The organism is Actinokineospora globicatena (assembly GCF_024171945.1).
Taxonomy (GTDB): Bacteria; Actinomycetota; Actinomycetes; order Mycobacteriales; family Pseudonocardiaceae; genus Actinokineospora; species Actinokineospora globicatena.
This window is the reverse complement of sequence record NZ_JAMTCR010000002.1, coordinates 1,424,764-1,450,164: the sequence shown is the minus strand read 5'-3', so window position 1 is coordinate 1,450,164 and position 25,401 is coordinate 1,424,764. Positions and strand designations below refer to the sequence as shown.

Genomic DNA, 25,401 nt, shown 5'->3' with positions numbered 1-25,401 from the left:
AGTCGTTTCATCCACAGCGAGACCCACAGGAGTCGGAGCGGGATGGTGGACAGCGGAGCGGGGTCGACCGGACCCCAGGGCGAGCGGGCGGACAGACCGCGCGCGGGCCGCGCGCACCCTGGTCTGGTCGACGAACTGGGACCCGAGTTCACCGACGACGACCACGCCATAGTCGAACTGCTGGCCGCGCTCGCCCGCGACACCGCACCCGATGACGACGCCAGGTCCAGGATGCGGGCCAGGATCACCGCGAGCCTGGTCGCCGAGCCGATCCACCCGGAGCCCCGCGCCGAGCAAAGACCCGACCAGGTGCCCCCGTCACCGACCCCGCGCCGGGCCGGTGCCGTGGGACCTGGCAGACCGCCGCGCTCCGGGAGGGCTCCCCGCGGGCGCCGCGATCCGGACTCGGCGCCAGCGACCCGCCCGTCGCCGACCCCGCGCGGGTCGGCCCGTGCCCGGTTCACCGTCGCCGCCGTCGCCGCCCTCGCCCTGGTGTTCTCGCTGGCGGGCATGAGCCTGCTGCTGGCCCGCGACGCGCTGCCCGGTGACGCGCTCTACGGGGTGAAGCGGACCGGCGAGGCCGCCGCACTCGGCCTGACCTTCGGGCAGGAGGAGAAGGCGTTCAAGCACCTGGAGTTCGCCACCGCCCGGATCAGCGAGATCGAGACGCTCGCGCTGCGCCAGGCCGACCGGGACGGCGCCCCGACCGCGGGCTACCTGGACGCGCTCGGCGACTTCGACAACGACGCCACCGCGGGCAGCCGCGGCCTGACCTCGGTGGCCGCCTCCGGCGACGGCAGCCAGCTGGCCACCCTGCGCACGTGGGCCGACCAGCAGGGCGCCCGGCTGGCCGCGCTGCGCCCCAAGCTCCCGCAGGCCACCGACAGCAGGCTCTCGGCCTCCCTGGCGCTGCTCGACCAGGTGGAGGGCCGCGCGGCCGCGCTGCTGGCCAGGGTGCCGTGCTACCAGGTGACCTCCGGTGACCTCGACGAGATCGGCGCGCTGCCCGCGACCGCGGTGTGCGAGGTGCGACCGGACGCGCCGCGGGTGTTGACGACCCCGCCGAGCTCGCAGGCGGGCACCGGCCCGGACGGGCAGCCGGGCGCGTCGCCCACGGTGCAACCGACCGCGCCGCCACCGGGTGGACAACCCGTAACGACGACACCGGGCGCGCCGCGGACCACGACGCCACCACCGCTGGTGGACCTGCCGCCCATCATCGGCTCCCCCAGCCCGACCTCCGGCACCAGCACACCGGCCCCCGGTGTGTCGGTGCCGCTGCCGTTGCCGCTGCCCACCATCGAACTGCCGCCCCTGCTCGGCATCGGCCCCATCCGGATCGGCTGAGGCGGGCGCCGAACCGGGCGGCGGATCGCTACCCTGGTGGGCACAGGTGAGATCCAGCGGGGAGGCGTGCGGTGTCCGTGCGGCGTGGGGGTCAGAAGAACCCCGAACTCGAACGCCTCGCCGCGCTCGCGGGTGAGGCGAGCGCCGAGGCGGCATCCGTCGCGATCGAACAGTCCGACACCCCGGTCCCGATCGACCTGACCGCGGCGGCGTTCTTCGACGTGGACAACACGATCATGATGGGCGCGTCCATCTTCCACTTCGCCCGCGGCCTGGCCGCGCGCAAGTTCTTCTCCAACTCCGACCTGGCCAAGTTCGCGCTGCAGCAGGTGATGTTCCGGGTCGGCGGCAAGGAGAACGCCGACGGGATCCGCAGCAGCCGGGAGCAGGCACTGTCCTTTGTGGCCGGTCACACGGTCGCCGAGCTCAGCGCGCTCGGCGAGGAGATCTACGACGAGCTGATGGCGGACAAGATCTGGCCGGGCACCAGGGCGCTGGCCCAGATGCACCTGGACGCGGGCCAGCGGGTCTGGCTGGTCACCGCGACCCCGGTGGAGCTGGCGGCGATCATCGCCCGCAGGCTCGGGCTGACCGGCGCGCTCGGCACGGTCGCGGAGAGCACCGACGGCGTGTTCACCGGCAAGCTGGTCGGGGAGATGCTGCACGGCCCGGCGAAGGCGCACGCGGTGCGCTCGCTGGCCGCCCGCGAGGGGCTGGACCTGCGCCGCTGCACCGCGTACTCGGACTCGTCCAACGACATCCCGATGCTGTCGGTGGCGGGCACCGCGGTGGCGGTCAACCCGGACTCCGGTCTGCGCGAGGTGGCCCGCAAGCGGGGCTGGGAGATCCGCGACTTCCGCACCGGGCGCAAGGCGGCCAAGATCGGCGTCCCGTCGGTGCTCGGCGCGGGCGCGCTGGCAGGCGCGGTCGCCGCGGGCTTGGCGTACCGCAAGCGCGCGGTCTGATCCCCTGATCGCTCGATGCTGGGCGGAGTCGTCTGTACCGTTGTGAACATGAGTGTTCAGGTGCGAACAGCGAAGTCCGTTCTGGCGGTGGCCGCCGAGGTGCTGCTGCGGGACGCGACCGCGTCGTTGGCGCAGGTGGCGGCGGCCGCGGGGATCGGCCGGACCACGCTGCACAAGCGGTACCCGACCCGCCAGCACCTGCTGGTCGCGGTGGCCGAGGACTCGCTGGAGCTGCTCGACCGGGCGGTGGGCGCGGCGCTCCCGGCGGGTGTCGACCCGGCGGCGGGGCTGCGCGGGCTGGTCGACGCGCTGGTGCCGCTGGGGCCGCGCCTGGAGTTCCTGCTGCGCCAGCCCTCGCTCGACGCCGAGCCGGAGCTGCTGGAGCGCTGGAAGCAGGTCGACCGCCCGCTCACCCGGTTCATGGGCGAGGCGGCCGAGGCGGGGGTGCTGCGGCCCGGGGTGGCGCCGTGGTGGGCGGTGTCGTCGCTCTACGCCGTGGTCTACACCGCGTGGGAGGGCGTCGCCGAGGGGAAGCTGGCGCCGCTGGACGCGCCGAGACTGGCGTACGACACGTTGCTGGGGGGAATCGGGACATGAAGGCGGAACTCGCGCTCGGTGCGCGGTTAGGGGTGCAGCGCGCGGCGTTGTGGGCCATGGCGGCCCGCGGCGACGACCTGGCGCGGTTGGTGTCTGCACCCTGGCGCGGCAACCCGTACCCCGTCTACAAGCGACTGCGGGAGGGCGCCGGGGTGCACCGCAGCAGCACCGGCCTGACCGTGGTGGCGTCGCACGAGCTGTGCTCGAAGGTGTTGCGGGACCGGACATTCGGCGTGCGCACCGCCGACGGGGTCGAGCCGCCGCCGTTCGCCGCTTCCGGGCTGCCCGGTGGGGTGCCGGTCATCCCGTCGTTCCTGGAGCTGGACCCGCCCGACCACACCAGGCTGCGCGCGCTGGCCAGGCCGGCGTTCAGCCCGGCGAAGATCGCGGGCTACCGCCACGACGTGGGCGGGGTCGCGTCCAAGTTGATGGTGCCGCTGCTGTTCGACGACGACTTCGACCTCATGGCGCAGTTCGCCGCGCCGCTGCCGATCGCGGTGATCAGCTCGCTGCTCGGCGTCCCGGACGTCGACGCGACGGTGTTCGCCCGCTACGGCCGGGTGCTCGGCGCGTCGCTGGACGGGGTGAAGTCGGTGCGGCACGCGCTCCTGGTCCGCAGGGCGAACCGGGAGCTGCGCGGGCTGTTCACCCGGCTCATCGCCGAGCGCAGGGCGAACCCCGGTCGCGACGTGATCAGCACACTGGCCGCTTCCGCCGAGCTCACCGAGCTGGAACTGGCCACGACCTGCGAACTGCTGCTGCTCGCTGGCTTCGAGACGACGATCAACCTGATCGGCAACGCGGTGTGGACCTTCGCCCGCAACCCCGACCAGTGGGACCGGCTGCGCGCGGACGACACCCTGCTCGGCCCGGCCGTCGACGAGGTGCTGCGCTACGAGGCGCCGGTGCAGATGACCGCGCGGTTCGCGCACGAGGACACCGAGATCGCGGGCGTCCCGGTCGCCAAGGACGGCATGGTCATCGTGCTGATCGGCGCCGCTGGCCGGGACCCGGCCGCGTTCGACCGGCCCGACGAGTTCGACATCGGCCGCACCGGGCAGAACGACCACCTGGCCTTCTCCAGTGGCGCGCACTACTGCCTCGGCGCCCCGCTGGCGCGGCTGGAGGCCGAGGTCGCGCTGCGGGTGCTGAGCGCGCACTTCCCCACGCTCAACGTCGTCGGGACCCCGAGGTGGCGGCCGACCACGGTGATCAGGGGGTTGCGGTCCCTGCGGCTGCACCACTGAACGGCCGCACCACTGTGGAGCCCGCTAGCCGAGGAACGGGTTCCCGCGCTGGTTGAGCATCCGGTACAGGGTCTGCTGGATGGTTTCCCTGATCTGGTCGGTCACCGTGAACACCACGACCGGGTCGTCGTCGGTGGCGTAGTCCGCTGTGGACACCGGAGCGCCGAAGTGGATGTGCCACTTGGACGGCAGCGGCACCGCCCCGAGTGGACCGAGCAGCGGGAAGAAGGGGGTGATCGGGAAGTAGGGCAGGCCGAGCAGCCGGGCGAGCGGCTTGACGTCGGCGATCTTGGGGTAGATCTCCTCGGCGCCCACGATGGAGCAGGGCACGATCGGCACGCCGGTGCGCAGCGCGGCCGAGACGAACCCGCCGCGGCCGAAGCGCTGGAGCTTGTAGCGGTCCGAGAACGGCTTGCCGACGCCCTTGAACCCCTCCGGCCACACCCCGACCAGCTCGCCGGAACGCAGGAGTTGCTCGGCGTCGGGGTTGCAGGCCAGCGTCTGCCCGGACTTGCGGGCCAGCGCGCCGAGCACCGGGGTCTGGAACACCAGGTCGGCGCCGAGCATCCGCAGGTAGCGGTCGCGGTTGTCCTTGACCGCCACCGCCGTCATCAGCGCGTCCCACGGCAGCGTGCCGGAGTGGTTGGACACGACGAGCGCCCCGCCGGTCTCCGGGAGGTTCTCCGCGCCCGTGACCTTGACCCGGAACCAGTGGCGGTAGACCGCCCGCAGCGGGGGCAGGAGCACGGCGTCGGTGAGTTCGGGGTCGAAACCGAACTGGTCGACGGTGTAGTCGCCCGTGAGGCGCCGTCGGGCGAAGCCCAGAGCGTCCGCCAGAGCACCCCGCAGGCCCGCGGCAGGCTCAACCGCCGGGGTCGGGCGTAACGGGGTCGGTTCGACCGTTGGACCGTCCTGCGTCGGTTTGCGCTGCCGCTCGGCGCGGTCCAGCGGGATCACCTGGGCGTGCTGCGTGCGCGTCACCCTCATCGGGTACCCGCCACGGCACGTTCGAGACGCTCGATGGCCGAGGCGTCGACGACCGGGCGCAACCCGCTGCCGTGGACGTAGTCGTCGAAGGCCTGCCGGGTGGTCCACCGCGGGGTGAACCCGAAGACCGAGCGGAGCCGGGTCGTGTCCAGCACCCGGCCGTGGTTGAGGTAGCGGACGTGGTCGGCGGAGAAGTCGACCAGGCGGGAGCCCCGCAGCAGCCTGCCCGCGGTGGGCATGGCCCCGCGCGGCACCGGGAACGGGATCCGCCCGGCGCGGCGGATGGCCTGGGACAGCAGCAGCACCCCGTCGCCGCCCGCGTTGAACACGCCGGGGACCGAACCGGTGGCGGCGAGCTCCAGAGCGGCGAGGGCGTCCTCGGAGTGCAGGAGCTGGATGCGCGGGTCGTAGCCGAGCACGGTGGGCACGACCGGGAGCGCGAAGTAGCGGGTGAGCACGGTGTCGATGCTGGGGCCGACGATGTTGGTCAGCCGGAGCACGGTGACGTCGACGTCCTGGCGGCGGCGGGCGAAGGCCCGGACGTAGCCCTCCACCTCGACGGCGTCCTTCGCGTAACCGCTGGAGGACAGCTCACGCGGCGGGTCGTCCTCGGTCAGCACCGCGGGCAGCCGGGCACCGGCGCCGTAGACGGCGGCCGTGGACTTGACGACGAGCTTGCGCACCGACGGGGCGCGCTGGCAGGCGGCGAGCAGCTGCATCGCGCCGATGACGTTCATCTCCTTGACCGCGCTGCGCCGGGACGGGCCGGGCGGGTTGGCGGTCAGCGAGGCGTGCACGATGGTGTCGACCTCGGCCGAGGTGATGACCTTGGCGATGAGCGGGTTGCGGATGTCGGCGCGGACGAACTCGGCGCGACCGAGCAGACCCGCGACCGCGCGGTGCGGGCCGACGGTGTCGACGCCGAGCACGCGGCCGACGGCCGGGTTCGCCGCCAGCCGGGCGGCCAGGTGGCCACCCAGGTACCCGCCGACACCGGTGACCAGGACGGTCCGTGGTGCCATGGGAACCCCCGGGGGCAGTGGGCGCTTGCAGGGACGAGCCTACTCGCGCCCGCCGAGCCACCCCGGATGGGCAACGCACTGTTAACGCAGGTCACACGGGGTGTTACCTGCGGCGCCCGCACCAGCGGACGCCGCCGGCAGACACTACTTCTTGAGCTTGCGACGCTGGACGCGAGTCTTGCGGAGCAGCTTGCGGTGCTTCTTCTTCGACATGCGCTTGCGACGCTTCTTGATGACCGAGCCCATGTGTGTCCTTACGTGTTTCTAGGTCGTTCCAGGTGTCCGGCGCTCCGGTGCGGCGGACACGTCAACGACGCGCGCCAAGACACCAGGCACAACGGCTGGCCAGCCTACCGGGCCGCCTCGGCGTGCTCGCGGGCGGGCAGTGCGCGGCCCGCTCAGCCCGCGTCGAAGTAGGCGTTCTGCAGGTAGTCGTGCACCGCCTTCTCCGGAACCCGGAACGACTTGCCGACCCGCACCGCGGGCAGCTCACCGCTGTGCACCAGCCGGTACACCGTCATCTTCGAGACCCGCATGAGGGCCGCCACCTCGGCCACCGTCAGGAATTGCACCTGCGGGAGGCCGGGCGGATCGGAGTCGCGCTTGCTCGCAGGCATGATCCACCGCGTCCTTAACCACGCGTCGCGCCGTCGGCTTCCCCACCGGCGGATTCGACACGCACGTGTACCGATCGAGAGTAGCGGGACACGTGTGACGAGTGCGACGTCACTTCGGGTTCAATCTGCGTCGTGCGCGGCGCCCAGTTCGCGCGAGCGGTCCCTGGCGGCCTCGATGGCGGCCAGCAGCGCCGCGCGCACCCCGTGCCGCTCCAGCTCGCGGATGGCCATGATGGTGGTGCCCGCGGGCGAGGTGACGGCCTCGCGCAGGGTCACCGGGTGCTCGCCGGTCTCGGCCAGCATCGCGGCCGCGCCGACCGCCGACTGGATGATCAGCTTCTCGGCCACCGCGCGCGGCAGGCCGAGCAGGATCCCGGCGTCGATCATGGCCTCGACCAGGAAGAAGAAGTAGGCGGGCCCGGAGCCCGACAGCGCCGTGACAGCGTCCTGCTGCGATTCGGGGACCCGCACGACCTTGCCGACGACCGAGAGCAGCTCCTCGACGGTGGCCAGGTGCGCGGAGCTGGCGTGCTTGCCCGGTGAGATGGCGCTCATGGCCTCGCCGACGAGCATCGGGGTGTTGGGCATGACCCGGACCACCGGGACGCCGGGGGGCAGCCTGCGCTCGAACAGGGCGGTCGGCAGGCCCGCGCAGAGCGAGACGATGAGGGTGTCGGCGCTGACCGAGGCGGCCAGGTCGTCGAGCAGCGGGTCGATGTCCTGCGGCTTGACCGCGACCACGAGGACGTCGGCGGTCTTGGCCGCAGTCGGCACGTCGACGGCGTCGATGCCGTAGGTGTCGGTCAGCTGCGCGCAGCGGCTGGCGGAGCGCTCGGTGAAGAGCAGTTCGTCGGCCTGCCTGCCGCCGTGCAGCAGCCCGGAGAGCAGGGCCTCGCCGATCTTGCCCGCGCCGAGCACGGCGATCACCGGTCGCGCGTTCGCCTCAGTCATGGCCGACAGGCTAACGACCCGGTACCGGTTTTCCCGGCAGCGGTCCCCGATCGGGTGCGCCGGTGGCGAATGCGCGACCGCCGGAAAGCGTGGTCCAGACCAACCGGCGGCCCTTTGTGGAAAACAGTGAAAAAGAGAGCGAGAACGGTGATGTACTAACCGGCCGCCGATAGCGCCAACTGGCGCGCTTGGCAGACAAGCCTGCCGGTGGAATCGACCACGGTCGCGTCGGAGTCGAACCAGACACCGTGCACGGCCTTGGACTCCACCTGGATCCGCAACCAGCCCGGGGCGGGCCGCGACCGCAGGTGCGCGGTCAGCTGGACCGTCGGCGACCAGCCGAGGCGACCGAGGTTGAAGGTCACCGGCATCGAGATGTCCCCGGCCACCAAGGCGAACAGCGGGTCCGGGTGCTCACCGCGCGGCCGCGCCCACAGCCGCAACCGCAGCGGGTCGCCGATGTGCCCGTGCAGGAACCCGGCCCCGTTGGGGTCGAGCCGCACGTCGCAGACCTCGCTCAGCTTGAACACCGAGGCCGAGGGCACCGTGGACAGGTCGATCGCGTTGCCGGGCGGTTCCGCCGACTGGTTCGGCAAATCCGTCCAGGCGGCGCGTTCCCGGGGTAACCGGCCGGTGGTGACCACGCCCTCGACGCAACTGTGCCCGCTCTGCTCCAGGTGCACCGCCACGACCGTGGTGCGGCGCCCGGACTTGCGGACGTCGGTGCGCAGCAGGACCGGCCCGACCCCCGGTGGGCGCAGGAACTGCGCGCTCACCGTGAGCGGGTCGACCAGCGGCGCACCGGCGCCGTTGTGCGTGGCCACCGCCGCCTTGGCCAGCAACGCCATCAGGAATCCCCCGTGCGGGCGCCCGCCGACCGTCCACGGCGCGGGGAGGTCGGCGGTGAAGGTGCCGTCCCCCAGCGGCCGCACCCGGACCGCCGCGGCGAACGCCCCACCAGCCTGCGCGGGCCCGCCCGCCCGGACGTCGCCGTGCCCTGCAGCACTACTCATGGGCGATAGCCTGCCACGCCCGCGTCCGCGATTTTGCGCTGTGCCACGGATCGGCGATCTTCTCAGCTCCGGCTGGCGAGGGCGCGGAGGAAGAAGGCGGTGTTCGCGGGTCGCTCGGCCATCCTGCGCATCAGATAGCCGTACCACTCCCCGCCGTAGGGCACGTACACCCGCACGGTGTGGCCGAGCTGCGCCAACCGGAGCTGCTCGTCGGGTCGGATGCCGAAGAGCATCTGGTGCTCGAAGCTGCCGGGCTTGCGGCCGTGCGCCTCGGCGCGCTCCCCGATGATCCGCACCAGGCGCGGGTCGTGGGTGGCGAACTTCGGGTAGCCGTCGCCTGCCAGCAGCGCGTTCGCACAGCGGACGTAGCTCTTGTCGACCTCGATCGGGTCCTGGAAGGCGACCGTCTCGGGCTCCTTGTAGGCGCCCTTGCAGAGCCGGACCCGCGAGCCCGAGGTGGCCAGCGCGTTCACGTCGTCGAGGGTGCGGTGCAGGTAGGACTGGAGCACGGCGCCCACCCACGGCCAGGTGCGGCGCAGCTCGGCGAGGATGCGCAGCGTGGAGTCCGTGGTGGTGTGGTCCTCCATGTCCAGGGTGACTGTCGTGCCCGCCGCCTCGGCCGCGGCGCAGATCCGCTTGGCGTTGGCCAGCGCGAGGTCCTCGTCGAACATCTGCCCGACGGCGGAGAGCTTGACGCTCACCTCGGCCCGGTCCGACAGGCCCTCGGCGTGCAGCTGGTCGAGCAGTTCCAGGTAGGCCTGGACGGTCTGCTCGGCGAGCGCGGTGTCGGTGGTGTCCTCACCGAGGTGGTCGAGGGTGACGGTGAGGCCGGAGTCGACCAGTCGCCGGGTGACGGCGACGGCGTCTGCTGTGGTCTCGCCCGCCACGAAGCGGCGCACCACGTCCCTGCTGACGGGAGCGGTGGCCACCAGACGGCGGATGGTGCCGTTTCGGGCGGCAGCCAGGATCAAGGAACGCAACGGGTTCACGGGGGGAACTGTACGGCTCGTGTCCTCTCGAACCAACCAGCCATCCGGTCGTCCTATGTTTGCGCCGAACTGTCTACTCTCGCCCCAGGTGCGACCGCGCGAACCGCAGTGCCGCGCCGATGTCGTCCGCACGCTGGCGACTCGTGCGCGCACGCCGGGTGCTGATCTCCACCACGACCTGGCCGGTGAACCCGGTCTCCGCCAGGTGTCGGCACAGCCGCGCGCACGGCTGGTCACCGCGCCCGGGCACCAGGTGCTCGTCCTTGGGCAGCCCGGTCCCGTCTGCCAAGTGGACGTGCCGCAGCCCGCTGCCCATCCGCGCGGCCAACGCCATGGCGTCCACATGCGCGGCCGAGGTGTGCGACAAGTCCAACGTGTAGTGGCGGTGCCCGACGTCGGTCGGATCGATGGAGGGGCGGAACGCGCTGACCGCGACGGCGCCGCGTCGCACCGGGAACATGTTCTCCACAGCGACCGCGATACCGCTGGTCTCCTCTAGACCCGAGACCAGATCAGCAAATCCTTCGGCGTACCCGCGCTGCCAGCGGAACGGCGGGTGGACCACCACGGTCGGCGCGCCCAGGTCCTGCGCCGCCTCAACGGCCCGGCGCAACCGGACAACCGGGTCCGGCGACCAGATCCGCTGCGTGACCAGCAGGCACGGCGCGTGCACGGCCAGCACCGGCACCCCGCTGCGGCGGGACTGGCGGGCCAGCGCGGGCACGTCCTGGCTCAGCGGGTCGGCCCAGACCATCACCTCGACCCCGTCGTAGCCGAGCGACCCGGCCAGGGCGAAGGCCGTCGACGCGGTCCTCGGCCACACCGACGCGGTCGACAGACCGACCGGGATCACCGGCCGAGCAGCAACAACGCGGCTGGGGAGACCGTCGCCAACAACCCGACAAGCACCGCGAGCACGGTGGTCTGCAGGTCCTCCGCGCGGCGGACCTTGCGCACGATCAGCACCAGCCCGACGATCACCGCCAGCGCGCCGACCAGCGCGGCGGCGGGCAGCACCCGCCACAGCCAGTTGAAGATCAGCCACACCACGGCGCCGCCGACCACGCCGAGCCCGAGCTGGCCGACCATGATCAGCCACTCGCGGCCTGCCGAGCGGGGTTCCCCGTCGGCCGCAGGCTCGTCCTCGTCGTCGTCCAGGTCGTCGCGGTCGCGATCACGGACCCGGTCGCGGCTTGGCTCGTCGTCCTCGTCGAACCGGTCGTCCAGGTCGTCGTCGAGCCGGTCGTCGGTGTCGGCGAACTCGTCGTGCGCGGAGTAGTCGGTGAACCGGGTCGCGGCCTTGTCGTCGAAGCCGCTGAACTCCTCGCGGAACTCCGGCGGCGGGCCCGCGGGGTCCACGGCGGTCTCGGCCGAGTCGCCCGCGTACTCACCGTGGTAGCCGGGCTGCTGCCTCGGGGGCACCGGCAACGGCTGCGACACCTGCGGGACGGGGAGCGGCTGGGACGCCTGCGGCGGGACCGGCAGCGGCTGCGAGACCTGCGGCGGCGGGTTCTGCGGTCGCCTGCCACCGGCGGGCGCGCGCCTGGGCAGCGGTGCCCGGTTCGGCGCCTTGGCCAGCCCGGCGGGCGGCTCGCCCGGGTCAGGGGCCTGGTCGTCGGCGGGCACCCTGGGCAGCTGCTCGGTGTGCGGCTCGGCGTCCGGGCGCGGCCGCGGCGCGGCCACCGGGGTGTGCTGCTGGTCACGGGGGTCGACCGGTCGCCGGGGCTCGGCGCGCGGGTCGAGCTGCTCCGGCCTGCCCTGCGGGAGCCGCGGGTCGTCCGGTCTCGGCTGCGGGCGCGGCGGCTCGGGCAGGCGGGGCTCCGCGGCGGGCCGGACGGCCTGGCGCGGGTCCACCTGCGGTTCCCGGCGCGGCGGCGCGACCGGCGGGTGCTGCTGGGTCGGCGGCTGCTGGTCGACGCGGGCCTGCGGCGGCTCCACCCTCGGCGGCTGCTGCTCAGCCCTGACCGGCGGCTGCTCCGGCCGACCGCGCCTGGGCAGCGGCTGGGACGGCTGCGCACCCTGCGGTGCGGGCCCCCGGTCCTGCCGGTGCGAGACGCGCTCGTGCGGCGGCTGGTCCTCGCGGATCGGCAGCAGCTTGCCGCTGTCGGACATCACCCGGTCGATGATCGCCTGGGGGGCGGTCTCCGAGGCGTCGTCCGGCTTGCGGCGGCGCCTGCGTGGCGCGCCGTCGCCAGGGGAGCCGCCGTACTTGGCCAGCAACTCGGCCACGGTGCGCTGCGTGCGCTCCGAACCACCTTCTTGACTCATCCACTCCACCGTGCCCCGTGCAGGCCGATCCGTCCAGTGCCCACCCGCGCCGCGGGCGGCACCGCCCCCTCGGGGTCAGGGGCCACCCGGATCTCGTCAATCCGAGTGAACAGTGTGGTCCTCACCATTCGTCTGGTCCAGCCGCCGCAGGATGACCCCTTCGCGCAGCGCCCACGGCCCGATTTCCACCTCGGGCAGTGACAACGCTCGCATAGTGGCCTGCGCCACCAGCGCACCGGCTACCAGTTGGTGCGCCCGGCCGGGGCTGACGCCGTCGAGTTGGGCCAGGTCGGCCGCCGACATCCGGGAGATGAAGGCGATCAACTGGCTGAGCGCGGTGTCGGTCAGCACCCTGCGGACCCGCGGTCCGGCCGAGGACGGCGCGGCACCGGTGAGCCGCGCCAGGGTGCGGAAGGTCTTGGAGGTGGCGACCGCCCGGTCGGGGGTGCCGTACTTGGCGACCCTGCGGGCCACCGGGGCCAACTGCTCGGCCAGCCAGCCGACCGTGCGCTCGACCTGGTCGCGGGTCGGCGGGTCGCTGGTGAACCGGGTTCTCGTCAGCCGACCGGCACCCAGGGGCAGCGACCAGGCGAAGTCCGGGTCCTCGTCGATACCGGCGGCGATCTCCAGCGAGCCGCCGCCGATGTCGAGCACCAGCAGGTTGCCAGCCGACCAGCCGTACCAGCGGCGGGCGGCGAGGAACGTGAGCCGCGCCTCGTCCTCACCGGAGAGGACCTTGAGCTCGACCCCGGTCTCCTTGTGCACCCGGCGCAGCACCGCGGCCGAGTTGCCCGCCTCGCGCACCGCGGAGGTGGCGAAGGCCATGAGGTCGGCGCAGCCCAGCCGGACCGAGGACTCCTTGGCCGCGGCGACGGTGCGCACCAGGTCGTCGGCGCCCACCTTGGACAGCTGACCGGACGGGGTGATCCGCTCCGCCAGCCGCAGCACGGTCTTCTCAGACCGCGCGGGCGTGGGGTGGGCACCCCGACGAGCGTCCACCACGAGCAGGTGGACGGTGTTGGACCCGACGTCGAGCACACCTAGGCGCACTGGGGCACCGTACCGGGGAGACGATCAGGACTCGAACTTGTAACCCAGACCGCGCACCGTCACCAGGTGCCGCGGCGAGGCCGGGTCGGGTTCGATCTTCGAGCGCAACCGCTTGACGTGCACGTCGAGGGTCTTGGTGTCGCCGACGTAGTCCGCGCCCCACACCCGGTCGATGAGCTGGCCGCGGGTGAGCACCCGGCCGACGTTGCGCAGCAGGTACTCGAGCAGGTCGAACTCCTTGAGCGGCAACGGGACGTCGGTGCCGTCCACAGTGACCACGTGCCGCTCGACGTCCATTCGCACCGGTCCGGCCGCGAGCACCTGGGGCAGCAGCTCGCCGTCGCCACCGGTCTCGCCGCCGCGGCGCAGCACGGCGCGCACCCTGGCGATCAGCTCGCGGGCCGAGTACGGCTTGGTGACGTAGTCGTCTGCGCCCAGCTCCAGGCCGACGACCTTGTCGATCTCGCTGTCGCGGGCGGTCACCATGATCACCGGGACCGCGGAGCGCTGGCGCAGCGCCTTGCACACGTCGGTGCCGCTCATGCCGGGCAGCATCAGGTCGAGCAGGACGATGTCGGCACCGTTGCGGTCGAACTCCTCCAGCGCCTGCTGGCCGGTCACGGCCACGGCGGCGGTGAAGCCCTCCTTGCGCAGCAGGAAGGCAAGCGGGTCGGCGAAGGACTCCTCGTCCTCCACGATCAGCACTCTCGTCATGCCATTCCTCCATCGGTAGCGGCGCCGTCGGATTTCGACGGAGCGGTCGCGCGGCCGCCCACCAGGGTGGGTTCCGCACCGTTCGTGGTGAGGTCCCGGGGTTCGGCGTGGGCCGGGACGCGCATGGTGAAGGTCGACCCGAGGCCCGGCTTGCTCCACAGCCGCACCTCGCCACCGTGGTTGGCCGCGACGTGCTTGACGATCGCCAGGCCGAGGCCGGTGCCGCCGGTCGCCCGCGAGCGCGCCCGGTCGACCCGGTAGAACCGCTCGAAGACCCGCTGCTGCTCGTCCTCCGGGATGCCGACGCCGCGGTCGGTGACGGCGATCTCCACGAAGCCGTCGGCCACGCTGCGGCTCACCGAGACCGGGCTCCCGGCCGTGGAGTAGGCGAGCGCGTTCTGCAGCAGGTTGGACAGCGCGGTGACCAGCAGCGTCCGGTCGCCCTGCACGAGCAGACCGCTGTCGTCGTCGGTGGTGACGTCGATGCCGGTGGACTCCATCACCAGCCGGGCGCGGCCCATGGCCTCGCGCACGACGGCGTCGACCTCCACGGTGTGCATCTCCGGCAGCCGCTCGGCGCCCTGCAACCGCGACAGCGCTATCAACTCGGTGACCAGCGTGCCGAGCCGGTTGCCCTCGTTGAGGATCTTGGTGGTGAACCGGCGCACCTCGACCGGGTCGTCCGCGGCGTCGAGCACGGCCTCGGCCAGCAGCGCCATGGCGCCGACCGGGGTCTTGAGCTCGTGGCTGACGTTGGCGACGAAGTCGCGCCGGGTCGCCTCCAGCCGGACGGCCTCGGACTGGTCGTCGGCGTCGACGGCGGTGAACCCGTCGCCGAGCGGCCGGACCTCGCCGAGCACCGCCTCCGGGGTGCGCCCGCCGCGCGACTCCAGCGGCGAGAGGTCGACCTCGATGGGGTCGCCGGTCTCGACGACGACCTCGGCGGCCTTGCGGGCGCGGTCGTCGACGCGGTTGTTGCGGACGAGGCCGAGCTCCTCCGCTCTCGGGTTGTGGATCACCACATCACCGAACCGGTTGAGCACGACCACACCGGTGTGGGTGGACTGGATGATCCGTTGGACCAGGTCGGCGACCGTGGGGCCGTCCGGGGCCCTCCCCGCCCCGCCGGAGCGGGACCGACCGAGGAGGAAGCCGACGAACAGGCCGATCAGCAGGGTGCCGAACGACAGCGCGAGATAGACCGGGGCGGCCACACCGAGGATCGTAGGCAGGGCCCCCGCCGGTTTGACCAGCCCGGGAACGGCATTGGTGACCGTGCCGACACCGTTGGGCCCGCTTGTTCCCCACCCGGCCAAGCCTAGTTCACTCGATCGTGTCCTACTGGCCAGTAACCATCGGGCTCCGTGCGTATGGGCGACGGCACCGTCAGGGGTAAACCGTCCGTTGGGGGGATCACCACCGGGTCGACGACTGCCCGCCGTGTCGACGCGAGCGGACCGGCCGAAGTGGACACTCCAACACCCGCTTGGGCGTCCACTTCGTCCGGTCCGTCAGTCCACTCGGTCCTAACGACCCTGGTTCGCCACCGCGCTGATCGCGGCCGTCGCGGCGGCCGGGTCGAGGTAGGTGCCGCCGGGGTTGGTCGGCTTGAGCGCCTCGTCGAGGTCGTAGCGCAGCGGGATGCCGGTCGGGATGTTCAGACCGGCGATGTCGGCGTCGGAGACCCCGTCGAGGTGCTTGACGAGCGCCCGCAGCGAGTTGCCGTGCGCGGCGACCAGCACGGTCTTGCCCGCGCGCAGGTCGGGGACGATCTCGGTCTCCCAGTACGGGACGAGCCGGGCCACGACGTCCTTGAGGCACTCGGTGCGCGGCGCGGCCGACCCGAGGTGGGCGTAGCGCGGGTCGCCGTCCTGGCTGAACTCGGCGCCCGGCTCGATCGGCGGCGGCGGCACGTCGTAGGAGCGGCGCCAGAGCATGAACTGCTCCTCGCCGAACTCCGCCAGGGTCTGCTTCTTGTCCTTGCCCTGCAGCGCGCCGTAGTGCCGCTCGTTGAGCCGCCAGTCGCGCTTGACCGGGATCCACAGCCGGTCGGCCGCGTCCAGGGCGAGGTGGGCGGTGTTGATCGCGCGGCGCTGCAGCGAGGTGTGCACCACGTCCGGGAGGATGCCCGCGTCGCGCAGCAGCTCACCGCCGCGGGACGCCTCGGCCACCCCCTTCTCGGAGAGGGCGACGTCCACCCAACCGGTGAACAGGTTCAGCGCGTTCCACACGCTCTCGCCGTGGCGGAGCAGCACCAAGGTTCCGATGGCCATGGCGAAAGCCTGCCAGACCCGGGCGGGCCCGCCCGGTGTGCCGCTACTCACCATCGGACCCGACGGTCGGTCTGGACTGAAGGGGTGCGCTGGTTGCGCCAGTCGGCGGTGCTCCCGATCGAGTGACACCCGATTTGGCCCAGCTTGTACCCCCAAACGCCGCCAAAGGCACGGATAGTTGTCGGATCACCGACTTCCGTGACCGAATAGTTACTAACGGTCTGCGACAGACACGAATGGCGTAAGTGTCGGCCTTGTGCGGTGCTCCGGCTTCTGCCAAGTTGACCTATAGGCGCCCCGGGTCAGCTCCCACGCACTCCCTGATCTGGGCGGCGCCCCGCGCGGCTCGACTCCCCTGCCGAGCCGCGACCCGCGAGGCTCCCGGGTGCCCCCCGCCACGGGACGCAGCGGGCAGCCGCGGGGCGGTTCGGGAACGCGACTCCCCCTCGCTCGAACCGCCCCGCGACTCACACCTTCAAGAACCAGCAGCTTCGGGAACGCGACTGCGCCCGTGCGCTCGAACCGCCCCGCGACTCACAAACTCAGCCAAACCAGCAGCTTCGGGAACGCGACTGCGCCCGTGCGCTCGAACCGCCCCGCGACTCACAACCGGCAGCTTCGGGATTAGTTCTCAGTCGCCGGTACTGCTACCGCGGGCGGTGCGGTCACCGCGGGTCGGTTGCGCCGCCGGGCGCGCCACAGCAGGTAGGCCGGGACGCCGAGCACGACGGCGAACGGCAGGACCGTGCCGACCACGCGCAGCACGAACGACCCGGCGTCCAGGAACGCCCGCCAGCCGGTCGCGAGCGCCCCGAGGAACGAGTCGTCGTCCTCGGTGACCGGCGGCGCCGCCCCGTCGACGCTGATCCGCACGGTGACCGTCGAGAGCGCCACGCTGCCCGCCAGCGCCTCGCGCCGCTTGAGCAGCGACTCCAACTCGGCCTCGCGCCGGGTGACCTCACCCTCGAGCTGCACGATCTCCGAGATGGTGCCCGCGCGGTCGAGCAGTGCGCGCACCCGGGCCAGGCTGGCCCGCTGGGTCTCGATCCGGCTCTCCACGTCCACGACCTGCTCGGTGACGTCCTGCGCGGTCTGCGCCCGGTTGCGGACCTGCCCGGCGGCGGTGATCTTCTCCAGCGCCTTGTCCAGCCGGTCGGACGGCACGTGCAGGGTCAGCGTCGCGTACCGGTCGTTGACCTGCTCCTGGCCGGAGAACCCGCCCTCGGAGGTCACCGCGTCGCGCACTTGGTCGGCGGCGTCGGACACCTTGCCCGCGGTCAGCTCCACCGTCGCGGTGCGGACGAGCTTGCGGTCGACGCCCGGCTGGGTGACCCGGGGCTGTTCCTGCGGCTGCCCGTTGGCCTCGGTCGGCGCGGACTGCGCCGCGGCCTTGCCCCCGGTCGCGGAGTCGGCCGTGTAGTCACCCGGTCCGCCGGGCTCCTGCCGCATCGCGGGTGCGGGGGCGGCGGCGCCGGAGGACATGCTCTCGCTGGACGTGCACCCCGCCGCGAAGGCACCCGCCACCAACAGCAACCCGGCTAATCCGACTTTCCCTATCACCATGTCGAGCTCCCCTCTCGCGCTGTCCGTCTGGCATGCAGACGAGACGGGCGGGTCAGGGCGTTGCGGCGGGGGTGATCACGAGTCGGCCTCGTCTGCGACACGGGCCCGTTGTCCGGCCGGTTCGAGCAGGTGGGCGAAGGCCTGCAGGTTGGCGAGCGACTCGCCGCGCGAGGTCCGCCAGTCCCACTCGCGGCGGATCGCCGAGGCGAACCCGATCTCCAGCAGCGTGTTGAAGTCGCCGTCGGCCGCCTCGAGGACCTGGCCGAGCAGCCGGTCGAGCTCGTCGGCGCTCACCGCGGCGTGGCTGACCTTGCCAACCAGGTAGATGTCACCCAACCGGTCGACGGTGTAGTGCACGCCGTAGAGCCGGGCGTTGCGGCGCAGCAGGAAGCGGTAGACCTCCTCGTGCGCCTCGTCCGGCGCCCGGCACACGAACGCCTCCACGCTCAGCGCGTGGCGGCCCAGGATGAGCCAGCAATTGGTGCGCTGCTTCTTGATCCCGGGGAGGGTGACGTGGAACCGCCCCGGCTGGGGCCGCTCGTAGTCCAGCTCCCGTTCGGTGAGCGCGTCCGCGATGACCTGGTCGAGTGAATGCGCATCCGTCACACCGCCACCTCAGCACGCGCGGAGGCGTACCGCAGCACGTGGTCGGCCTCGACGTAGGCGGCGATGAGCGCGTCGGTCGTGCGGTCCCAGGAGAACGCCCTGGCGTGCCGCACCGCGCCGACGCCGAGCTCGGCGCGCAGCCCGGGGGCGGTGACCAGGCGGCCGAGCGAGTCGGCCCAGTCGGTGGTGGCGTGCCCGTCGACCAGCAGGCCGGAGACCCGGTCGGCGACCGCGACCGGCAACCCGCCGACGGCGGCGGCGACCACGGGTGTCCCGCAGGCCTGGGCCTCCAGGGCGACCAGGCCGAAGCTCTCGTTGTGGCTGGGCACGGCGACCACGTCGGCGGCGCGGTAGACGGTGGCCAGCGCGGCGCCGGATTGCGGCGGCAGGAACCGCACCACGTCGGTGATGCCCAGCGCGACGGCCAGGTCCTGCAGGGCGGCGGGCTGGTCGAGACCGGTGCCCGACGGCCCGCCCGCGACCAGGACGACCAGCTTGTCCCTGGCCACGGTGCCCCTGGCGATCAGCTCGGCGGCGGCGTGCAGCAGCACGTCCGGCGCCTTCAGCGGCTGGATGCGGCCGACGAAGGCCACCACCACGGCGTCCTGGGGCAGCCGCAGCCTGGCCCGCGCGGCGGCCCGGTCACCGGGGCGGAAGCGGTCCAGGTCGACCCCCGGCGCGATGGTGCGGACCTTCTCCGGTGCCGCGTCGTAGAGCTCGACGAGCTGCGCGGCCTCCACGGCGGTGTTGGCGATCAGCTGGTCGGCCTCGTCGACCACCTGCTGCTCGCCGAGCACCCGCACCAGCGGCTCCGGGGAGTCCCCAGCGGCGAGCGCGGCGTTCTTGACCTTGGCCAGGGTGTGCGCGGTGTGCACCAGCGGCACCCCCCAGCGCTTGCGGGCCAGCCAGCCGACCTGCCCGGACAGCCAGTAGTGCGAGTGCACCAGCTCGTAGTGGCCCGGCTCGTGCCTGGCCTCGGCGCGCAGCACGCCCGCGGTGAACGGGCACAGCTGGTCCGGCAGCTCAGCGCGCTGCAAGCCCTCGAACGGGCCTGCCGAGACGTGCCGCACCAGCACCCCGGGGGCGAGTTCGACGACCGGCGGCAGGTCGGAGGCGGTGGCCCGGGTGAACACCTCGACGGCGATGCCGCGCTGCGCCATCCGCGTCGTCGTCTCGGTGATGTAGACGTTCATCCCGCCCGCGTCCCCCGTGCCGGGCTGCTCCAACGGGGACGTGTGCACTGACAGGACCGCGATGCGGCGAGGCCTGCGCAGCTGCGTGGGAGTCACCCCGGATTCACCCCTTCCGGCCCTCCGCGGCCGGAGCGGCTTGGCGGAGCACACCGTTGAACTCATCGACCCGTTCGGCGAAGGGCGCGTGCCCGACCCGTGGGAACCAACGCAGTGTGGCACCGGGAATCTTCCCCGCCGAAAACTCGGCACCGGCAGGATCGACCACCGCGTCAGCGGTCCCGTGCACCACGGTGGTGGGCACGGTGATCGACGCCAGCACGTCCGCGCTGGCCACATCGCGCCTGAACAACGCCTTCCTGACCGCGGGCGGCACCCGCAGCGAGTCGCCGAGCCAGGACTGCGCGAGAGCACCGGCGACGGGCTCGGCGGTCATCCCGACTGTGAGGGACGCGACAGCGGGGATGGCCACCGCGGGGTCCTCGGCGAACGCTCCGGGCAAGGCCGCGGCCATTGCCGGACCGATCCGACCGCCCGGGTGGCCCTTGCCGATCTCGGTGATCGCGCCGACCAGGACGATGGCCGCGAGGTCGGCGCAGCCGCGTTCGCGCACGTAGTCGGTGATCACCAGACCGCCGTAGGACCAGCCGACGAGCACCGCGGGCACGCCCGCGAACGCCAGCACAGCGGCCAGGTCCTCGGCCCACACGGCGGACTCGTCGTAGCCGCTGTCCGGAACGTCTGACTCGCCGTGCCCGCGCAGGTCGACGGCGATCAGGTGGTGTGCCACGGCCAACGCCGGATCGGCGAACTGGGCCGCCCAGCAGCGGCTGGACTGGGCCCAGCCGTGCACGAACACGATGGGCGGCGCGGCGGGGTCCCCGGCGGTGCGGACGGCCAACCTGGTGCCGCCCGCACCGAGCACGGAGTGGGTCAACGCAGCGCCGACATCTTCTGCCACTGGCTCCACGGGATCAGCCAGTCGAAGACGTCGGAACTGGTGGGCATGTTCGCCTTGGAGCCGGTGATCTCCACCGGGTCGCCGATGAGCGCCGAGTCGAAGTAGGCCTTGGCGTCGGGCTCGAGCAGGTTCACGCAGCCGTGCGAGGTGTTGGCCTTGCCGATGTTGCCGCGGTTCTCCTCGTTCTCGTGGATGAACTCGCCGTGGTTGGAGATCCGCACGGCCCACTTCTTCTTGACGTTGGTGTAGCCGTAGCGCGGGTTGGAGAAGTCGCCGATCGGGTCCTTCTGCATGACGATCAGCGTGCCGTTGGGCGTGTTCAGGTCCGGGTCGGCGTCCTTGCCGTTGCTGGAGGGGTAGCTCGCGGTGAGCTTGCCGTCCCGGTAGACGTTCATCTTGTGGTCCGGGGTGTTGACCTTGACGACCTGGTTGCGGCCGATGGTGAACGAGGTGGTCAGGTCCGCCTTGCCGTAGGCGCCGCCGCCGTAGGCCAGCCCGTAGAGCTTCGCGGTGACGGTGACCTTGGTGCCCGAGGGCCAGTACTCCTTGGGCCGCCAGTCGACCTGCTGGTCGTTGAGCCAGGCCCAGGAACCCTCGACCTGCTTGGAGGTCTCGACGGCGAGCGCCTTCTCCACCGCGGCCTTGTCGGTGACCTTGCCCTCGGGGAACTTCACGCTGATCGGCATGCCGACACCGACGGTGGCGTTGTCGGCCGGGTTGATCGTCGCGCGCGGGGTCTTGGCGGGCTGCAGCGTGGTGAACGCGCCCTTGAGCTCCACCTTCTTGCCGTCGGACCCGGTGGCCGCGGCGGTGTAGGTGTACTTCTTGGCGTACCCGAACACCTCGGCCGAGGCCCAGGAGAGCTTGTCCTGCGCCACCGCGCCCTTGACCGCCTTGCCGTCCGGGCTGAGCACCTGGACCGAGTCGATGGCGCCGTCGGTGACGCTGATCTTGAGCGGGTCCCCCGGCGGCACGTCGGCGGCGTCCGCGGCGAGGCTCGCGGTCAGCTTCGCCTTGGGTTCGGCCGCCTGCTGCTGGCCGCCGTCCCCGCCACCCCCACCGCCGCCCGGTGTCCCCGGTTGCTCCGAGGTGCAGCCGGCGAGCAGCGCGAGGACCAGGGCAAGGGCACCGAGGATGCCGTTGGTCCTGACCTTCGAAGCCGGTCGTCTCACCGTGGAACCTCCAGTGTCTAGTCTTTCCCCCACCGATGAAGGACGCCCGGGTGGCGATGGGGTGCGCCACGTCGGGTGTGACAGTGCTCATAGTCCCGCGCCCGGTCCCCGCACGCGGTCGCGGGGCAGGATCGACAACCGTGAACAAGCCAATCGCAGTAGTCACCGGGGCGAGCGCGGGCATCGGCGCGGCCACCGCCCGCCACCTCGCCGCGGCCGGTTTCCACGTGGTGCTCGGCGCCCGGCGGCTGGACCGGCTCACCGAGGTCGCCGACTCGGTAGGCGGCACCGCGATCGAACTGGACGTGACGGACCCCGCCTCAGTCGCGGCGTTCGCCGACCGGGTTCCAGAGTGCCACGCGTTGGTGAACAACGCCGGTGGTGCCAAGGGCCTCGAGCGCGTCGACGCGGCCGACGAGGACAACTGGAACTGGATGTACGAGGCCAATGTGCTCGGCACGCTGCGGGTCACCAAGGCGCTGCTGCCCAAGCTGATCGCCTCCGGCAACGGCCACGTGGTGACCGTCACCTCCATCGCGGCCATCGAGGTCTACGACGGCGGTTCCGGCTACACCGCGGCCAAGCACGCCCAGTCCGCCCTGCACCGCACCCTGCGCGGCGAGCACCTCGGCGAGCCCGTCCGGTTCACCGAGGTCCTGCCCGGCATGGTGGAGACCGAGTTCTCCCTGGTCAGGTTCAACGGCGACACCACCCGCGCGAACAAGGTCTACGAGGGCATCACGCCGCTCACCGCCGACGACGTCGCCGAGGTGATCGCGTTCGCCCTGACCCGGCCCCCGCACGTGAACCTGGACCAGATCGTCCTCAAGCCCAGGGCCCAGGCCTCCGCGACCCGGGCGCACCGCACCGGCTGACGTACCCGGGACTCAGGTCAGCGCGCAGTTGATCAGGATCGGCTCCGGGTGCAGCGCGACCCCGAACGCGGTGTGCACGCCATCGCGGACCTGCTTGGCCAGCGCCAGGAGGTCCGCGGTGGTGGCCGACCCGCGGTTGGTGAGGGCGAGGGTGTGCTTGGTCGACAACCCGACCGGCCCGCGCGCGAAGCCCTTGCCGAACCCGGCCCGCTCGATCAGCCAGGCGGCGGACAGCTTGGCGGCCCCCGGCCCGGCCGGGTACCGGGGGACGGTGGTCTCCGGCCCGACGACGGCGACGATCCGGGCGAGGACGTCGTCGACCGCCGGGAGCGGGATGATCGGGTTGGTGAAGAACGACCCGGCGCTCCACGTGTCGTGGTCGATCGGGTCGAGCACCATGCCCTTGCCGCGCCGCAGGTCCAGCACCGCGGCCCGAGCGTCCGCCACCGGGACCCGCTCGTCCTGCCGGACCCCGAGCGCCCTGGCCAGCTCGGTGTAGCGGACCGGCGCGGACAACCCGTCGTCGGACAGCTCGAACCGCGCCCGCAGCACCACGGCCCGGTCGGTGCCCTTGAGGACGCTCGTCCGGTAGTCCAGCCCGAGTTCGTCGGTCCGCAGGGTCCTGACCTCGCCGGTGGCCCGGTCGAGCAGGTCGACCGAGACGAGCACCTGCGACACCTCGACCCCGTACGCGCCGACGTTCTGCACCGGCGTGGCCCCGACCAGCCCGGGGATCCCGGACAGGCACTCCAGCCCACCCAACCCGGCCTCCACCGTCCCGGCGACGACGGTGTCCCAGTCCTCACCGGCCTCGACGGTCAATTGGACCCGCCCCGGCTCAACGCAGTCGATCTTGCTCCCGTGGTTGGCGACGAGCACGACCGTCCCGTCGAACCCGAGGTCCCCGATGACCAGGTTGGACCCGCCACCGAGCACGAGCAGCGGTTCCCCGCTCCGGTCGACCGCCTTGACGGCGTCCACCACCTCCGCGGCCGAGCCCGCGGTGACGAATCTGGCCGCGGGTCCACCCAGCCGCAGCGTGGTGTAGCCGGACAGCGGGACACCGGAACGAACGTCGGCGCCGAGGGGAAGGCTGGTCACGGGCACCAACGGTAACCTCCCGCACATGACCAGCCGTATCGAGCACCGCGCCGCGTTCACCGCCCCGGCAGCCACCGTGCACGCCCGCCTGGTCGACCGCGCGTTCCTCGAGTCCCGCCTGCGCGCCATCGGCGGCAAGGACGCCACCCTCGTCGACCTCGAGACCACCGGCGAGACAGTGCGCTACCGCCTGCGCCAGGGCATCGACTCAACCAAGCTCCCCTCAGCCATCCGCACCATCGTCAAGGGCGACCTGGTCGTCGAACGCACCGAGACCTGGCGGCCCGCCACCCAAGGCTTCACCGGCACCACCAAGGCAACAGTCACCGGCGTCCCCGGCGAGGTCAACGGGACCTACACCCTCACCACCACCCCAACCGGCAGCGAACTGCACACCGCCGCCGAGGTGAAGGTCCGCATCCCGCTGATCGGCGGAAAAATCGAATCCGCCATCGCCACCCACATCCACGACCTCCTCACCGCCGAAGCCGCCTTCACCGAGTCCCAGTGACCCCACCACCCCCCACCCCCTCCTCGAACCGCACCACCCCAAACGCCCGTTCCCAACACAACGCGCACCCAACTCCCAGCCCACACCCACCCCATCACCCGCGCCCCCACCCACCCACCGCAAGCGCAACCCCCACACCAGTTGCGGCCACACCCACCGCACAAGGTGCAAGCACCAAACCAGGCTCGGCCACCAAACCAAGTGCGGCCGCTGGCCAAGAGGTAGGCAACGCCCCGGGCGCAAGGCTGTCTACCGGGCGAGGTTCGGGCACCGCCCTGGGCGCGCTGGCCGTGTCGGGCGTAGCCATCACGCCGGGTGTGGGTGCTGGCCGAGGTTCGGGCAACGCCGCGGGTTTGGTCACGGTGTCAGGAGCGGGGACCGGCCAAGGGGTGGGCGTGGGCGCCGGGGTGGGGAGTGGCGGTGGTGGTGCGCGGGTGGCGCGGCGGGGGTTTGGGGGTCGGGGGCGTTCGGCGGCGAGGGGTTGGGCTGGGTTGGTGACTGGGGTTTGGTACGTGAGGGGAATGGCGCGGTGATGGCCAAGGCGCCACGGTTGGCTGCGGGGCGGGCTAGGGCGCTTGGGGTGCCGACTCGGGGCACCACCAACCCGAACCGCTTGCGGCGGGTGGATCGGTGGCTGTTGGGCACGGCGGCCGTTCAGTCTGTTTTGGACAGTCCGGACCCGCTCGTGGTCGATCTCGGCTACGGCGCCACTCCGGTCACCACGGTCGAACTGGCTGCCCGGCTGCACGCGGTGCACCCCCAGGTTCGGGTACTCGGCCTGGAGATCGATCCGGAGCGGGTCGCGGCGGGCAAGCTTGTCGCGGATCCGCCGGTGTTGGACTTCCGCCGGGGTGGGTTCGAGTTGGCGGGCGCGCGGCCGGTGCTGCTGCGCGCCTTCAACGTGCTGCGCCAGTACCCCGAGGAGGAGTCGGCGCGGTCTTGGGCGACGATGCTGGCGCGCCTCGCGCCGGGCGGTCTGCTGGTCGAGGGCACCTGCGACGAGATCGGCAGGCGCTGCTCCTGGGTGCTGCTCGACGCCGACGGCCCGCGCACCTTCACCCTGGCCTGCCTGCCCGCGGACTTGGAACGCCCCTCCGACCTGGCCGAGCGGCTGCCCAAGGCGTTGATCCACCGCAACGTGCCCGGTGAGCCGGTGTTCGACCTCCTGCGCGCCCTGGACGGCTGCTGGGCGACGGCGGCCCCGTACGCCCCGTTCGGCCCGCGGGCCCGCTGGGTGGAGGCGGTGCGGCTGCTGGCGGCCGAGGGTTGGCCGGTGCTGGACACCCGTCGGCGGTGGCGACTGGGCGAGGTCACCCTTTCGTGGTCGGCGGTAGCGCCGAACTCGGCTTGACATTGACGTCGCGTCAACTTCTACCGTAGGT

At 72.3% G+C, this 25,401-nt stretch carries 26 protein-coding genes; 7 read left to right on the top strand and 19 right to left on the bottom strand.

What is annotated here, in order from left to right:
• Positions 1-42: 42 nt before the first annotated feature.
• The 4 genes from LV79_RS06970 to LV79_RS06955 all read left to right on the top strand — a co-directional run bounded on the left by LV79_RS06970 (position 43) and on the right by LV79_RS06955 (position 4,156).
• A complete protein-coding gene (locus LV79_RS06970; protein WP_253833233.1) occupies positions 43-1,347 on the top strand; it encodes a DUF5667 domain-containing protein in 1,305 nt (434 codons plus the stop codon).
• Positions 1,348-1,418: 71 nt separating this feature from the next.
• Positions 1,419-2,312 (top strand): HAD family hydrolase, encoded by an 894-nt coding sequence (locus LV79_RS06965; RefSeq protein WP_253833231.1) that lies wholly within the window; start codon positions 1,419-1,421, stop codon positions 2,310-2,312.
• 48 nt (positions 2,313-2,360) lie between these two features.
• Entirely contained in the window at positions 2,361-2,909 is a 549-nt protein-coding gene (locus LV79_RS06960; protein WP_253833229.1) for a TetR/AcrR family transcriptional regulator, read from the top strand.
• On the top strand, positions 2,906-4,156 hold the full coding sequence (locus LV79_RS06955) for a cytochrome P450 (protein ID WP_253833227.1): 1,251 nt from the start codon (positions 2,906-2,908) through the stop codon (positions 4,154-4,156). The genes LV79_RS06960 and LV79_RS06955 overlap by 4 nt, the downstream gene beginning before the upstream one ends.
• Positions 4,157-4,180: 24 nt before the next feature.
• On the opposite strand, the gene LV79_RS06950 is transcribed toward LV79_RS06955, so the two are convergent.
• The 18 genes from LV79_RS06950 to LV79_RS06865 form a co-directional block, all read right to left on the bottom strand.
• Positions 4,181-5,143, bottom strand: a complete 963-nt coding sequence (locus LV79_RS06950) for a lysophospholipid acyltransferase family protein (protein ID WP_372495276.1) — start codon at positions 5,141-5,143, stop codon at positions 4,181-4,183.
• Positions 5,140-6,165: an NAD-dependent epimerase/dehydratase family protein gene (locus LV79_RS06945; protein WP_253833223.1), complete on the bottom strand. Its 1,026-nt coding sequence runs from the start codon at positions 6,163-6,165 to the stop codon at positions 5,140-5,142. Before LV79_RS06945 ends, LV79_RS06950 begins: the two co-directional genes overlap by 4 nt.
• 144 nt (positions 6,166-6,309) lie before the next feature.
• Positions 6,310-6,411, bottom strand: coding sequence for a 30S ribosomal protein bS22 (locus LV79_RS06940; protein WP_018684825.1), 102 nt, complete (start codon positions 6,409-6,411; stop codon positions 6,310-6,312).
• A gap of 152 nt (positions 6,412-6,563) precedes the next feature.
• Positions 6,564-6,782 carry a helix-turn-helix domain-containing protein gene (locus tag LV79_RS06935; protein WP_204449182.1) on the bottom strand — a complete coding sequence of 73 codons (219 nt, stop codon included), beginning with the start codon at positions 6,780-6,782 and terminating at the stop codon, positions 6,564-6,566.
• 120 nt (positions 6,783-6,902) lie between these two features.
• Positions 6,903-7,733: a pyrroline-5-carboxylate reductase gene (gene proC, locus LV79_RS06930; protein ID WP_253833222.1), complete on the bottom strand. Its 831-nt coding sequence runs from the start codon at positions 7,731-7,733 to the stop codon at positions 6,903-6,905.
• Between the two features lie 155 nt (positions 7,734-7,888).
• Positions 7,889-8,746, bottom strand: coding sequence for a thioesterase family protein (locus LV79_RS06925; protein ID WP_253833220.1), 858 nt, complete (start codon positions 8,744-8,746; stop codon positions 7,889-7,891).
• 62 nt (positions 8,747-8,808) lie between these two features.
• The gene (locus LV79_RS06920) at positions 8,809-9,735 is read right to left on the bottom strand and encodes a proline dehydrogenase family protein (RefSeq protein WP_253833218.1); all 927 of its coding nucleotides are present in this window, start codon (positions 9,733-9,735) and stop codon (positions 8,809-8,811) included.
• Between the two features lie 73 nt (positions 9,736-9,808).
• Entirely contained in the window at positions 9,809-10,588 is a 780-nt protein-coding gene (locus LV79_RS06915; protein ID WP_253833216.1) for a sugar phosphate isomerase/epimerase family protein, read from the bottom strand.
• Positions 10,585-12,003, bottom strand: a complete 1,419-nt coding sequence (locus LV79_RS06910) for an Rv0497 family membrane protein (protein ID WP_253833214.1) — start codon at positions 12,001-12,003, stop codon at positions 10,585-10,587. Before LV79_RS06910 ends, LV79_RS06915 begins: the two co-directional genes overlap by 4 nt.
• 96 nt (positions 12,004-12,099) lie before the next feature.
• Positions 12,100-13,053 (bottom strand): Ppx/GppA phosphatase family protein, encoded by a 954-nt coding sequence (locus tag LV79_RS06905; RefSeq protein ID WP_253833212.1) that lies wholly within the window; start codon positions 13,051-13,053, stop codon positions 12,100-12,102.
• 24 nt (positions 13,054-13,077) lie between these two features.
• Positions 13,078-13,767, bottom strand: a complete 690-nt coding sequence (locus LV79_RS06900; RefSeq protein ID WP_253833210.1) for a response regulator — start codon at positions 13,765-13,767, stop codon at positions 13,078-13,080.
• Positions 13,764-14,981 carry a sensor histidine kinase gene (locus LV79_RS06895; RefSeq protein WP_285469554.1) on the bottom strand — a complete coding sequence of 406 codons (1,218 nt, stop codon included), beginning with the start codon at positions 14,979-14,981 and terminating at the stop codon, positions 13,764-13,766. Before LV79_RS06895 ends, LV79_RS06900 begins: the two co-directional genes overlap by 4 nt.
• A gap of 312 nt (positions 14,982-15,293) precedes the next feature.
• On the bottom strand, positions 15,294-16,040 hold the full coding sequence (locus LV79_RS06890; protein ID WP_253833208.1) for a phosphoglyceromutase: 747 nt from the start codon (positions 16,038-16,040) through the stop codon (positions 15,294-15,296).
• Positions 16,041-16,664: 624 nt separating this feature from the next.
• Entirely contained in the window at positions 16,665-17,603 is a 939-nt protein-coding gene (locus tag LV79_RS06885; protein ID WP_253833205.1) for a DUF4349 domain-containing protein, read from the bottom strand.
• Positions 17,604-17,678: 75 nt separating this feature from the next.
• Complete coding sequence (locus LV79_RS06880; RefSeq protein ID WP_372495329.1) at positions 17,679-18,179, bottom strand: type III secretion system chaperone family protein; 501 nt, start codon at positions 18,177-18,179, stop codon at positions 17,679-17,681.
• A gap of 26 nt (positions 18,180-18,205) precedes the next feature.
• Complete coding sequence (gene mshA, locus LV79_RS06875) at positions 18,206-19,498, bottom strand: D-inositol-3-phosphate glycosyltransferase (RefSeq protein ID WP_253833201.1); 1,293 nt, start codon at positions 19,496-19,498, stop codon at positions 18,206-18,208.
• Positions 19,499-19,505: 7 nt separating this feature from the next.
• Entirely contained in the window at positions 19,506-20,336 is an 831-nt protein-coding gene (locus LV79_RS06870; RefSeq protein WP_253835861.1) for an alpha/beta fold hydrolase, read from the bottom strand.
• Positions 20,333-21,532, bottom strand: a complete 1,200-nt coding sequence (locus LV79_RS06865) for a L,D-transpeptidase (protein ID WP_253833199.1) — start codon at positions 21,530-21,532, stop codon at positions 20,333-20,335. The genes LV79_RS06870 and LV79_RS06865 overlap by 4 nt, the downstream gene beginning before the upstream one ends.
• Before the next feature lie 140 nt (positions 21,533-21,672).
• Between LV79_RS06865 and LV79_RS06860 the strand changes: the two genes are divergently transcribed.
• Positions 21,673-22,407 (top strand): SDR family NAD(P)-dependent oxidoreductase, encoded by a 735-nt coding sequence (locus LV79_RS06860; RefSeq protein WP_253833197.1) that lies wholly within the window; start codon positions 21,673-21,675, stop codon positions 22,405-22,407.
• Between the two features lie 12 nt (positions 22,408-22,419).
• Here LV79_RS06860 and LV79_RS06855 read toward each other — a convergent pair whose 3' ends face one another.
• The gene (locus LV79_RS06855) at positions 22,420-23,508 is read right to left on the bottom strand and encodes a UDP-N-acetylmuramate dehydrogenase (protein ID WP_253833195.1); all 1,089 of its coding nucleotides are present in this window, start codon (positions 23,506-23,508) and stop codon (positions 22,420-22,422) included.
• A 25-nt stretch (positions 23,509-23,533) separates the two neighbouring features.
• Between LV79_RS06855 and LV79_RS06850 the strand changes: the two genes are divergently transcribed.
• The gene (locus tag LV79_RS06850; RefSeq protein WP_253833193.1) at positions 23,534-24,019 is read left to right on the top strand and encodes a DUF2505 domain-containing protein; all 486 of its coding nucleotides are present in this window, start codon (positions 23,534-23,536) and stop codon (positions 24,017-24,019) included.
• A gap of 532 nt (positions 24,020-24,551) precedes the next feature.
• On the top strand, positions 24,552-25,370 hold the full coding sequence (locus LV79_RS06845) for a class I SAM-dependent methyltransferase (RefSeq protein WP_253833191.1): 819 nt from the start codon (positions 24,552-24,554) through the stop codon (positions 25,368-25,370).
• Positions 25,371-25,401 lie beyond the last annotated feature (31 nt).